The sequence below is a fragment of the Candidatus Bathyarchaeota archaeon genome (genome assembly GCA_026014585.1).
Taxonomy (GTDB): Archaea; Thermoproteota; Bathyarchaeia; order Bathyarchaeales; family Bathycorpusculaceae; genus Bathycorpusculum.
In genome coordinates this window covers 1-12,906 of the sequence record JAOZIA010000002.1, presented here as the reverse complement: position 1 = coordinate 12,906, position 12,906 = coordinate 1, and the positions used below count along the sequence as shown (strand labels likewise).

Genomic DNA, 12,906 nt, shown 5'->3' with positions numbered 1-12,906 from the left:
TTATTCACCTTCGTAAATTATGCTCCCTGCAACTGTTGCCTGTTTACCCCTGCAAAGAAGAGCCTCAACAGCCACTTTTGGCTCAGCCAATATCTTGTTCTCAAGCCCAGTCTTAATAACGTCTATCTCCAAAACCCGCTGAGAAATCTCTTCTACAAACCCCTCGTGACTGCCAATTTCCATGTTAGGTTCTAAGCGTATTGTAAGCTTTGGGCGGTGCCCTTCTCGGCTGATTTGTAGCTGCCAGCGTTTTGCTTGTCCATGGTTTGTTTTGGATAGCGCCTTCTCTTCTAGCTGCTTGAAGGGGAAGCGAATTGCACCCAAACTGACAACAGAGGTGTCGGCGCGTCTGGGAACTTTGATGCGTGGATGAGTAATTCCGCAACCACAGGGTTCAGTACCGACCACCTGAATTAAATCGCCGAAGCGGTAACGAATCAAAGGCAAAGCTTCACCAAAGGTTGTAAGAACAAATTCGCCTCTTTGACCCGCTTGTGCTTTCCACAGAGGTATCGCTTTTGGTACGTATGCGCTGTCTTGGTGTTCTTTTTCTAGTTCGGGTTCTGGAATTATTTCTGGTAGGCAAATGTCAAGCCAAATATGCATCCCGTTATGCATGCGGCATTCAACAGATGGCGGCATAAACTCTGTAAAGGCGTAAATTTCAAACGGTTCTAAACCATAAACCCTATTGAGAACTTCACGGTAGGGGTCAAGGGGTTCGCCGCCAAATATGCCCCATTTAAATGTGGTGAGGTCTTTGGGTTGAATCTTTTTAACACGTGTTATCAAATATAAAAGCAGATTTTTGGGGGTTTTATGTTCTCTGAATTGCTGTTTTACTGTTTCAGGAGCAGTTTCCTCTATAATTTCTGCTAATCGTGCCGCTAAACTTGGAAAGGCAAGCATAACGTTTGGTTTGGTGTCAAATGTGAAATTGAATATTTCATCATCATCTGTTTGAGTAAGAGAAATGGTGAGGTTTTGTATAGAATGTTCGTGTTCTATTCCGCGAATAGAGTTAAAGATTGCAAGACCATCTTCAAGATACGGCGGCGGAGCGGTGACGGTTACAAATTTAAGGTTGCCTTCTGTGGGAAGCATATTGTAGAGCCTATCGCGAATTTGCATAAAAACTTCGATGTCTCTGCGGCCATACGGTAACCACTTTGACAAACCAGTTGTGCCCGTAGTTGAGAACCAATGCACTGGTTTTGAGCACAAAATTTTGTCAATCGGCTGCTCGTATAGGGCACTGCGGACTTCTTTGCTTGTTGTATAAGGGAGTTCAGAGAAGTCCTCGTAGGTTGTGATTTCTTTTACATTAATGCCTGCAGCAACCCATTTTGCATTATACAAGCTCGATGTGCTGGCACGTTCTAACGTTTTGTAGTGGAGTAAATTTTGCATGCTAAGTTCAGCTAATTTGTCTAGCGGAAGACTTAGAATATCCATCAGTATACCGCCGAGCAGTTTTGATTAAACTTTGAGTTAGCGAGGGGAGGATTGTTTGTGATTTTATGGATTTGCTGGTCGGGCAACTTAAGATTAGTCAATGTTTTGGTACCGTAAGTTTAACCGTATTAATTCTTATATATAATATTTGAGCCCTAAAAACCTAAAAGACAGTTTTCTCAAGTTGTTCAGAATTCAGATAAGCAGCAGCCTATTCGGTTTTTAATGCGACCACAGGATCCAACCTTGATGCTCTCCACGAAGGATACAATCCAGAAATCATGCTCAAACATACACAGATTCCCCAAGTGAAAATAAGGTACCAAATGTCAAAACTGGGAATAATCTGCACCTGAAGGTCTGGTCCAACGCCATTTGGCTGAAATGTGATGTTTTGCCCTAAAATAGCGCTCATCCCATAGGATAAGCCAACTCCAAAAACCACTCCTATTATGCCACCAATTATGCCGATTATTGTTGCTTCGTATAGGAATAAACTAAGAATCAGTTGTCTATTGTAGCCTAACGCTTTTAGTAAGCCAATCTCTTTAATGCGTTCCATCACTGAAGTTTGAAGGGTTGTTATGATTCCCACAGACGCAACCAGTAAAGAAACAAGAGCTACAAGATTTATGAAAAGATAAACCCCGTCGGTTATTCTGTTAATAGTTTCAGAGATTGTCTGAGGGGAAATTATAACCAAGTCATTGCCGTATTGTTCGCGGATGCTGTCAAGTACCGCTGAGTTCGCTTCAGGATTTAAAGAAATAACATAAAGACCATCATAGCTGTCACCACGATTAAACATTTTTTGCGCTGCAGAAGTTGAAACAAATGACATCTGATCAGCTGGTATAACAGCACTGCCAAGATAGTTCAGTTGTCCCCTGACAACAAAGGACTTTTCAATCACGGCGGGTTTTTGGTTTTCATATCCTTGATAAACAACCGTAACGGTTCCGCCTTGACTTGCAAAGACACCGCTTTTATCTGGGAGACGCGACAATTCATTTCCTAAAACCACTCCAAGGTTATCTGTTTGGGAGACGTATGTTCCAGAAGCAAAGCTTAAGGTTGGGAATAGTAGGGGAAGCTTGGTTTGTTCGATACCCTGCACTATTGTTGTCTGTTCAGTGCCTTGTGAACGAAGCGTAGTTACTTGTTGAACATAGGGAATTGTTTCTTGAACACCCTCTATCTGAGAAATCTTGACCGCAAGAGTATCATCAATTGTGATGCTCCCGCTTCTAGCAGTTATAATTAGAACATTGGCGCCCAGAGAGCTAAACTGGTCATCGACAAAATTAGTAAAACCGTTGCCGGTACCGTTTATAGCAACTAACAAACTTGCACCCATAATAACCATTAGTATGGTTAGTCCTGTACGGACACGGCGCTCTTTTAACGCTTCAAAAGAAAGACGTATTATCTGAAAAGGATTCATCTTTACGCCCTGACAGTGTTGCCTTTACTGAGTCGGCTTCGATAAAGTACAATCATTAAGCATGCTGCGATTGCAATTACTGATATTAGTAAACCCAATTCAGGTAAGCCAAGGGCGCCATTTTCTTCGGTGACTGTTTGGTCGCCCATTTTTACTTGCAGGTTAAAGGTGTAGTTGAATGAGTAATCGACGTTTTGGTCATTTCTATAATCAATTCTCAAAGTAACAGGATAGGTACCAGTTGCTGTAGCTTTATCCACATTTGCTGACAAAGTAAAAGGTGATTGCGAGTTTGCATCTACATCGCCAATGTATACTGAACTTTCCGATGTCAAGTCTAAAACAGCATTAGTCAAAATAGTTGCGTTGACATATAGGGCAGGCACGTTGCCTCGATTAAGAAGCGTTGTGGTTATCTCAATCTTTGACCCGTTAACACCCACTGCGGGGTTAACCACGCTATCGTAAACGCCTAATTCAACGTTTCCAACTATCACTAAACCAACTGAGAATTGATAGTTTTGCGTTTGCCCATAATCGTCACGACAAACAACCGTGAAAGCGCTGCTGAAAGTGTTTCCAATCGATGCATAAGGCGCATACAACACTACTGGAACAGTCAAATTATCACCCACGCCTAAAGAATTAAAGGACCATTGGGTTTTGCCTGAAGCAACTAATGGAGGAGGTACCGTGTAGGTTAAGTCTAATGATGAAAAATCTGCCTCGCCATCATTTGTTAATGTTATGTTAACTTGATTGTCAAAACCTGCTTTTATGCGGTCATTAGAAACTGATAGCTCTAAAGAAACAGGTGACTGAACATCAAAAGACGTTACCGCCCAACTGCCACTGTTTTGAGTATCACCTAACCAGCTGGCGTTAACTGTCCAGTGACCAGCAGTTAAGGGACCGTATGAATAATTAAAGAAGCCATCTAGTTTTGTTGTTATGGTCTGGTTGAATTTGTTTCCGTTGGGTTCTTGGAAAGCCAAAGTTATGTTGGCGTCTTCAATTGCGGGATTTAGGCTGCCTGATAATTTTACTTGATCACCACTGTTTAATATAGCGGGGGATGCTGACACTACAATGGCCGATGGGGTGTCTGAAATTGTGCAGGTTACGTTTAGGGGTTGAGTTAGCCTTTGAGTGTTATTGAGCAGTTGAACAGGTGAATAAGTAACATTTAACGGAAGTTGATAGGTTCCTGGTAAAGCGTCATCTTTGATGTTTAAATGGAACGTCAGAGTGAAAAAGCCCATAGAAGAAACCTGATCGGCAGGGGTTAGCAGTTCTACTACTTCAGGTACCCCCGCTGCTGTAGCGTTTGGGTTTCCATAAATATCCGTGAAATAAGAACCCTCAAGCGATAAAACACCAGAGATACCATTGATTGAACTGCCGGGGTACAAATTTTGTATTTCAACTATCAGAGGCACCCCTTCAGATCCTGGACCAACATTTATTGGGGCATTAAGACTTTGACCCCACACTACCCGATTAACTTGCAGGGAAGCCGCCTCTTGACTAAACACAGGAACTACTAAAGAGAAACTAAGAAGCATTAACGACAGAACTATAACTAACTTTTTACATTGTATTTTCATGCAAACACCTCAACGCCTGTTTGTTCTTCCTTAAGAATTCTTCCATCTCTGAAATAAATAATTTTATCTGTTTTTTTTGCAACTTCAAGGTCATGCGTAACAACTACTATTGTGGTTTGTTTTTCAGAATTCAGGTTTCTTAGAAAAGCCATAATTTCGTGGCCTGTCTTAGAATCCAAGTTTCCAGTTGGTTCATCAGCAAGGATTATTTCGGGTTCATTAATAAGCGCCCGGCAAATGGCAATGCGTTGCTGCTCGCCTCCACTGAGCGTTTTTGGTTTCACGGCTATCTTGTTGCTTAAATGAACCGTTTCTAGAAGAGCAGAAATTTTTTTGGCGCGTTCCTCTTTTGAGTAACCCTTCACTAACGCGGGCAACTCCAAGTTGCGGATTACACTTGACCGGGCAATTAGGTTGTATGCTTGGAAAATGAATCCTAATTTTTCGTTTCGCAGTTTGGCAAGTTCATCTTGGTTTAGAGCGGAAATATCTACGCCGTCAATGAGTATTTGTCCAGAAGTGGGCTTGTCAAGAGCGCCTAGCAGGTTTAGCAGGGTTGATTTTCCGCTGCCTGAAGGACCCATTATCGCGACGAATTCGCCTTTTTGTATGGTTAGGTCTATGTTTTTGACTGCTGGTACAGTGTTTGCGCCTAGGATGTAGTCTTTTGAGGCATTGATTGTTTGAATTGCGTATGGGCTGTTGCTTTCGGTTGTTATGGCCGTCATTTTACTTTTCGGAGGTTCAACTATAAAGATGCAAACCGCTAAAAGGGCACCTATCAGCATTGAAGACAGACTGGTGATGGTTGAGTTTAAGCTGAGACTGCCGCTTGTATAGTATATTATGCCAGCGGCGCCGCCCAGAGCAACAGATACAACAGCCACGATAAGGGCGGAATAATAAGCAGTCTTTTTTGACCTAAAAAGACCCACGGCACTAAACAAAATTAAGCCTGCCTGCGCCAACAAAAACGCCACACCCATATACTGCGGAAAAATCTGCTCAAAACTATAAAGCAAATACGCATCAAAAATCAGGCAACCAGCTAACAGGGCTAAAGCTAACCAGACAGAAAAACGGTTGCTTAGTTTTCGAGTTATACCATACCCACCCAGTTTAGTTGCTAGTTACTGATTGTAAATACAAGTTTAACTTAATAATTTGGTGGGTCCAGCATGACTATTTCAAAAGAGTTTCGAAATAAAAACGCGGTTGCTAAGGTTTGTAGTTAAAACTTGAGCAAAGGGCAAGTACTGGCAAACAGCAAATGTATAATGATGCTATTGAAACATTTAAAACAGTAAAAAATGGGTCAAAACTATTTTATATTTCTATATTCCTTCATTTTGATTAGAAAAGTCAAGATAAATGCAAGCACTGTAGCAGTTATCGAAGCATTTTCTCCAGCAGCAACATACGCTGACACACCAGTTATGCCCCCTACAATAGCGCTATCAATAATCTGATCACACAGCACATCAAACTTGCTGGATTTTGACGAAACACCCGCACGACAAGCGTTAATAATATGTAAACTTTCAGTCAATACTAACATAATCTTGACAAAAAAGCTCTGCTTTTCCATCCTGTTTTACTCCTTATTTTGCTTGAACTGGTGCATTTTTTTTCTGCAGATCTTCAGTATTGTGCTTTCTAAGTCCAAAGGGTTTTTCTTGACTGCTTAATATTTTAAGAGCTTGCAACAGAAGAACGGTTTTTTGGTCCTCCTGGTTTAGGACAATCATCCTTACCCTGCCAAAACGGCGCTCAGAAACAATACCTTCCCGCTCAAGAATCTTCACATTACGATTAACCTCAATGTACGTGCTGTTAATTTTTGTAACAAGCCCCATAATGTTAAGTGATTTCTCTTTTTGTAAAGTTTTAAGAATCCTTTGCCTACAACCAGAAGTTAACAATTTCTCCAAATTCATATTTAACTGCTCTCCAATGAGGTTGGCTTATTTGGTTTTATTAGCTTTTAAGCTAAACGGATTGTTTCGGTAGGGGAGAGGTAAGTAAAAGTAAAACATGTCCCTACTGGATTAATTATTTCTCATAAAAGTTAACATATATTATATCTTCCTTCTTTGCTAATGGTATTTATAGATAATTCTTTAGAAGGCTTGCTTTGCACTTATTTTTATTTTTTCTTTTCAGTGTAGTCAGGATTATCTAAAGCGATTTCTCTAACATGTCTTTGAATAAGCGTATATAGTCTTTCTAAACAACCCATAATAACCCTCAGTGAAAGTTATTGTTGATTTTTTTGCTTACGTCCAGAACATCAAATAATTCTCTGGATATGCCTTTCACAACCTTAGACTTGTAGTGACCTTTGAGTTTTAAGCTAAACGAAGTGTTTCAGAAGTTAATTAAGCTAAAAGGGTGATTCTGTAAGTTTTCGTCTTCCTTAAAGCTTGATTGCATACAATAGACGTGTAAAAAAGGAGATTATGCTAAAATGGTTTGGTGTGCTCAATATGATGATTGGAGTTGTAGAAAAAGTCACGTTATAAAAGGTGTAGCAGGAGCTGGAACAAACTATCAAGTTGCGATGAATATTCATTATGGTTTAGGTTCTGACTATCAAGAAGATGTCTACTTAAGTGGAATATGTAAAAACGATTTCAGCGATATCCGTTTTACTGTTTATAATGGTGTATCGGAATCCAGTTTAAATTATTGGATAGAATCTATTGATGAACAAAACGATGTTGCTAAGGTTTGGGTAAAAATAACTGAAAACCTTGACAATGACTGCACCATCTATCTATACTACGGTAATTCTTCTGCTACCAGTGAAAGCAATGGTGCCTCCACTTTTGATTTCTTTGACGACTTTACCTCTAGTCCAAATAACTGGACTCTTAGCGGTGCCCAGATTACAAATGGTAAATTGGTGCTCGTAAGTGGTGGTGGCACGTTTCAATATGCTATGAAAGAAAGGCCAGCTAATTTAGACAATTATAGGTTTAGGTTAAAAGCTCAATCTTTTTTGACCAATTGTGGCTGGGGCGCGTACCCAAGAGCATCACACAACCCCCCGTGCACTTCTTACTCACCTTACTATTATGTTCCCTTCTTTGAGGTGTTTGACTATTGGTATGCACGTGATCATCATGCCTATTACCATGCACCTGATGGTGGATGCACTGACCCTAGATCAGACTATTCTGTTGATCCAGACTGGCATACATATGAAGTAAGGAAGTCCGGTAATAACTACAGCCATTGCTATGATGATAGCCAAACGGGAACGGTATACTGCACAACACCTGAAACAGGCAACTGGGTTGCTTTTACGCCATTAGGAGGTGCACCAGCAGCCAACACTAACTTTGACTGGGTATTTCTAGGCAAATATTTAGAAAATGGACCTTACCATGATAATACTTGGACAACTGGTATTCCAAATGTATCGGTTAACTGGTATGACTTAAATTGGAGTTATAGAAAAGGGCACGTCATTTTAGGCAGCCAAGGAGCGGGTTCTAATTACCCAATACAAATAAATGTTCATTACGGTGAAGGCAATGATTCAGGTTCAGATGTTTATGTAGGTAGCAATTGTGTATCTGATTTTCGGGATATTCGTTTTACTGGTTCAGATGGTATTTCAAGCTTAAGTTACTGGATCGAATCAATCGACAACGACGTAGCTAAAGTATGGGTTAATGTAGCCGATAACTTGGATGAAGATCAAATTATTTACTTATATTACGGCAATTCTGATGCTGAAACGATGAGCGATGGTACAGCAACATTTCCATTTTTTGATGATTTTAATTATAGCCCAAATAATTGGACTCTTAGTGGTACACAGATTGATGATGGAAATTTGGTTCTTGTTGGTGGGGTGAGTGAGTTTCAGTATGCACAGAAAACAAGGCCATTGAATATGGATGATTATAGGTTCAGATTTAAAGTGAAGTCCTTGTTAACTAATGGTGGTTGGGCTGCATATCCAAGAGCAACGCATGATCCACCAACAGTTTCGTCACCGCCTTACTATTATGAGCCATTCTTTAGAGTATACGACTACTACAACACTAACTTAACATTAGTTGGTTATGACACTACAGATGAAGGAAGCACTTCTCCAGAGATGCAAAACCCTAAAGATACCAACTGGCATATAGTAGAAATAACTAAGTCGGGTTCCAGTTACACTGCTAGATGGGATCAACTTAGCGCAACAAGAACATGCACTACACCAGAAGAGGGCGCAACAATTGCCTTTTCGCCATATTCACATGCACCAAACAATCATACATACATTGACTGGGTGTTTCTAGGCAAATATGTTGAAACGGAACCAGCGCATTCAATTTGGGAACCAGAATCTACGCTTGGTTGGTTTAGTCAGGATTGGAGTCACCGAAAAAATCATACAATATACGGCGTAGTTGGCGCTGGAACAAACTATCAAGTCTCATTAAATATTCATTATAGCTGGGGTAATGACTCAAAAGATCATGTGTATCTTGGCAACATTTGCAAAAATGACTTTAGCGATATCCGATTCACAGGTTCAGATGGAACTTCACAATTAGCCTATTGGATAGAATCCATAGAAAACGACACAGCAAAAATCTGGGTAAAAATAGATGACGTTCTAGGTGATTCAGAGACCGGGTACGACCGCACTATTTTCATATATTACGGAAACGCATCAGCAACAAGTGAAAGCAGTGGCACTGACACGTTTGTTTTCTTCGATGATTTTTCAAGCACAAATAATTGGACATTGAGTGGTGGAACTGCCATTACTGACGGCAACTTGGTAATTTCAGGTGCAGGAAACGAAACCCAATACGCACAAAAAACAAGACCAGAAAACATGGATAACTATAGGTTTAAATTTAAAGTTAAGTCTAACCTAACTAATGGTGGATGGGCAGCATATCCCGCTGGAAAAGACCCCCTATTTACGTCTGGACAGCCTAATGCACCCTATTTCAGAGTAAGTGACTATGACAGCTCTAATCTAACACTTGTCGATTACGTTACAGCAGATGGGGAAAACTGTACCACTTTGCCTGAAATGGAGACACCGAAAGATACCGACTGGCACACTGTTGAAATAACCAAAACGGATTCCAGCTACACTGCTCGATGGGATGACCAAAGTGCAATAGCAATATGTGATACAGCAGAAAACGGCTCTGTTATTGCATTTACGCCATATGGTGCTGCACCCAACAACGATACGCTCATTGACTGGGTGTTTATGGCTAAATATATGCAAAATGAACCTGACCATGCTGAAGACGGGCAAACTCAACCAGAAGAACAGTCCATTGCTTGGAGTAGCCAATATGATGACTGGACACACAGAAAAGAACACGTGATAAGTGGTGCTTTTGGGGCTGGAGAAAACTATACAGTTGCTATTACTTTGCATAACGGTGCAGGCTACGATTATCAGGGTGATGTTTACCTGTTTGGGATGGCACAAGATGATTTCAAAGACATCAGATTCACTGGTTGGAATGAGGCAACACAAAACCAGACACCCCTGAATTACTGGATAGAATCAATTGACAATGATACAGCTAAAGTCTGGGTTAAACTGAATGAGACTTTGGATGATGACTGCACGGTTTTCCTGTATTATGGTAACAGTGACCCCGAACTTACAAGTGAAAGCAATGGCGCTGAAACATTTGACTTTTTTGATGACTTTTCGTCTAGCCCAAATAATTGGACTTTGAGTGGTGAAACTGCCATTGCTGATGGGAACTTGAAGATTTCGGGTGCAGGAAATGAAACTCAGTATGCACAGAAAGCAAGGCCAGAGAGCATGGATAATTACCGGTTCAAGTTTAAGGTTAAGTCACAGTTGACCAGCGGTGGATGGGCAATTTATACCAGAAATGCAAGTAATGCACCCTTCTTTAAAGCAAGTGACTACTCAAACGAGAACTTGACCTTGGTTGACTACGTTACTGCTGATAATGGAACTACCTCTCCCGAAATGGTCAACCCTAAAGACACAGATTGGCATACTGTTGAAGTTACAAAGTTTAACTCCATCTATACTACCCGATGGGACCAGTTAAGTGCAATGAGAACCTGCAGTACAGCTGAGAACGGCTCAACAATTACCTTTGCGCCCATAGGAAACCCCGACAATGACACATATTTTGATTGGGTATTCATGCATCGATACGTCGAAACTGAACCCACACATCAGGATAGTTGGAAAACTGAGACGCACCACTGGTTTAATGATAAATGGAGCAGCCGAAAAAGCCACACGATTCACGGTGCAGTTGGAGCAGGAACAGACTATCAAATTGCAGTGATTGTGCATCATGGCATGGGTAACGATTCTGGGTCAGAGGTTTACTTGGATGAAATCGGCAATGAAGACTTTAGTGATTTGCGGTTTACAAGCTCAGATGGCCTAACGTCACTATCGTATTGGATTGAATCCGTAGAAAATGACACTGCGCTTGTTTGGGTTAAGATTGCAGAGAGTTTAGGTGATGCTGAAAATGCTTATGACCGTACCTTGCACATGTACTATGGCAATCCTACTGCTCTTAGTGAGAGTGACCCGTATGAAACGTTTGTGTTCTTTGATGACTTTAACGGCGCGGTGCTTGATGACAGTAAATGGTTTGTTGACATTTTCTCTGATCCTTTCTTTGGCATATGGGATCAAGCTAGTTACGCGGTAGAGTATAGCAAGCTGGTTTTGACCGCTCCACCGGACAGTTTTTCAGAGGTGGAAATCACCTGCAAAGAAGCCTACCCCAACTGCGGTTTACGGATGAAAGCAAGAGCCTCATCCAACAGTGGCATAGTCAACTTAGGTGGATCATTGATTAGACCGTACGCTGATGAGTTAGGCTGGGTATTCACTCATGGTTATGGATTACTGCTGCCTAACGTAGGAGCTTCCTTAACCGTAGGCCAATGGAGAACCTACTTCATCAACTACTACCAAAACACTGGACAATTCCAAGAAGGACAAGACCTCCACGTAGACTACACCAGCTACACTACACAAGACCTAGAGTTTAGACCATACTTTGCATGTGGCGTCGCTGAATGGAACGTTGAATACTGCTACCTAGAAATAGACTGGATAGCAGTAAAAAAATGCACAAACTCAAGCCTAGAACCATATCACGAAGACCAATGGACCAGACACGGACCATCAAGCATAGAAAACATCACACCTGTAGGAGGCAACATAAGTCCTGTCTTTAATTCTGTTAGTAACACAATATGGCTAAAAGATGAAGTGACTGGATTATCAGATTTTGTTATCTACAATGGTGGAGGAAATGGCATAGTTTCTACTGCAAAGTGGGATGAACAAAAATGGGAAACTGACAAAACCAATGGAGGCATAATCCATATTGGAAATCCCTCAACTCAAACATACTGTCCGCTAATTGAAAATCTTATAATCGATGGAAATAATATGCCCAATCAAGTTGGAATTGTCATTGAAAATACGCGGGGTGCCCAAATAAGAAACGTTACAATCAAAGATTGCGAAGTAGGAATTCTGATAAAAAATGGCAGCGATGACGAACGTTATAGTGAAGCAACAAACATCACAAATGTAACTATGATAAACGTTAAAAAAGGGATCGTTTTTAACTCGAAAAAGGAAGGCTCGGACAACAGTAAAAGTTTTGCTTATACGTTCATTGATGCGGTTGACATAAAGCTAAAGATAGACAGACCAGGTGCTATTGGAATTGAACTAGGTGGTAACGATGAGAACAGTGGTATAGAAGATACGCTTTATGGTTCGCTAATCACTGGACTAATTAGATTGAATAGTCGAGATGCTGTCGGCATAAGAGTAAACAAGCAATGTTCAATTACTGGTGCATGGGTGGGTTTAGTAGTTGTTAATGGTTATGTACCTGATGGCTTCGGTGTATCCTTAAATACTGACGACGATTACTTGGCAGATGTCAAAATGAACTGCAATTTCATTATCAAGTACCGTAACATCAATAGCAGACATTTTCAAACATCAAATCAGGGTGATCAAACTAGTAACAACCCCGGCAAAATAATCTTTACACCCTTTTAATTTTTTTTTTTAAAAAAAATATATAAGCCCAGTTTCCCTTTTGGACTATCATAAGGAAACTTAAATTGACAAAAATGTTAAAAGTTACACCTTTCATATTGTTTTTACTTTTACTAATTTGTAATTATACTGTTGCCCAATCAAGCAGTTTAACATGGGATATACAAACGATATCTTCCGAGGGAACAATTGGGGCTAGTTCTTTAGCCTTAGACTCGGCAGATAATCCTCACATATGCTACAGTGAACATCCGAAACAAGATCACACTATTGCAGACGTATTAGTTTATGCTCATTGGAACGGAACTGCTTGGAGCACACAAAAAATA

8 protein-coding genes are annotated in these 12,906 nt (G+C 40.6%); 2 read left to right on the top strand and 6 right to left on the bottom strand.

The annotated features are described in order from the left end of the window. The 6 genes from NWF01_00210 to NWF01_00185 all read right to left on the bottom strand — a co-directional run bounded on the left by NWF01_00210 (position 1) and on the right by NWF01_00185 (position 6,443). Positions 1-1,455, bottom strand: a complete 1,455-nt coding sequence (locus NWF01_00210; protein MCW4023446.1) for a hypothetical protein — start codon at positions 1,453-1,455, stop codon at positions 1-3. Positions 1,456-1,666: 211 nt separating this feature from the next. Next, positions 1,667-2,899, bottom strand: coding sequence for an FtsX-like permease family protein (locus tag NWF01_00205; protein ID MCW4023445.1), 1,233 nt, complete (start codon positions 2,897-2,899; stop codon positions 1,667-1,669). A gap of 2 nt (positions 2,900-2,901) precedes the next feature. Next, positions 2,902-4,506, bottom strand: coding sequence for a hypothetical protein (locus tag NWF01_00200; GenBank protein MCW4023444.1), 1,605 nt, complete (start codon positions 4,504-4,506; stop codon positions 2,902-2,904). After that, positions 4,503-5,528: an ABC transporter ATP-binding protein gene (locus NWF01_00195; protein MCW4023443.1), complete on the bottom strand. Its 1,026-nt coding sequence runs from the start codon at positions 5,526-5,528 to the stop codon at positions 4,503-4,505. The genes NWF01_00200 and NWF01_00195 overlap by 4 nt, the downstream gene beginning before the upstream one ends. Positions 5,529-5,827: 299 nt before the next feature. Then, the gene (locus NWF01_00190) at positions 5,828-6,094 is read right to left on the bottom strand and encodes a hypothetical protein (protein MCW4023442.1); all 267 of its coding nucleotides are present in this window, start codon (positions 6,092-6,094) and stop codon (positions 5,828-5,830) included. Positions 6,095-6,107: 13 nt separating this feature from the next. Continuing rightward, positions 6,108-6,443 carry a hypothetical protein gene (locus NWF01_00185; GenBank protein ID MCW4023441.1) on the bottom strand — a complete coding sequence of 112 codons (336 nt, stop codon included), beginning with the start codon at positions 6,441-6,443 and terminating at the stop codon, positions 6,108-6,110. A gap of 530 nt (positions 6,444-6,973) precedes the next feature. Here NWF01_00185 and NWF01_00180 point away from each other — a divergent pair. After that, complete coding sequence (locus tag NWF01_00180) at positions 6,974-12,577, top strand: DUF2341 domain-containing protein (protein MCW4023440.1); 5,604 nt, start codon at positions 6,974-6,976, stop codon at positions 12,575-12,577. A 65-nt stretch (positions 12,578-12,642) separates the two neighbouring features. After that, the coding region (locus NWF01_00175) for a BNR repeat-containing protein (protein ID MCW4023439.1) at positions 12,643-12,906 on the top strand (264 nt) is incomplete at its 3' end.

Bases quoted from the DNA above. Each gene is read 5' to 3' on its own strand.
- NWF01_00210 (MCW4023446.1), bottom strand. From the start codon at position 1,455: ATGGATATTCTAAGTCTTCCGCTAGACAAATTAGCTGAACTTAGCATG.
- NWF01_00205 (MCW4023445.1), bottom strand. From the start codon at position 2,899: ATGAATCCTTTTCAGATAATACGTCTTTCTTTTGAAGCGTTAAAAGAG.
- NWF01_00200 (MCW4023444.1), bottom strand. From the start codon at position 4,506: ATGAAAATACAATGTAAAAAGTTAGTTATAGTTCTGTCGTTAATGCTT.
- NWF01_00190 (MCW4023442.1), bottom strand. From the start codon at position 6,094: ATGGAAAAGCAGAGCTTTTTTGTCAAGATTATGTTAGTATTGACTGAA.
- NWF01_00185 (MCW4023441.1), bottom strand. From the start codon at position 6,443: ATGAATTTGGAGAAATTGTTAACTTCTGGTTGTAGGCAAAGGATTCTT.
- NWF01_00180 (MCW4023440.1), top strand. From the start codon at position 6,974: ATGGTTTGGTGTGCTCAATATGATGATTGGAGTTGTAGAAAAAGTCAC.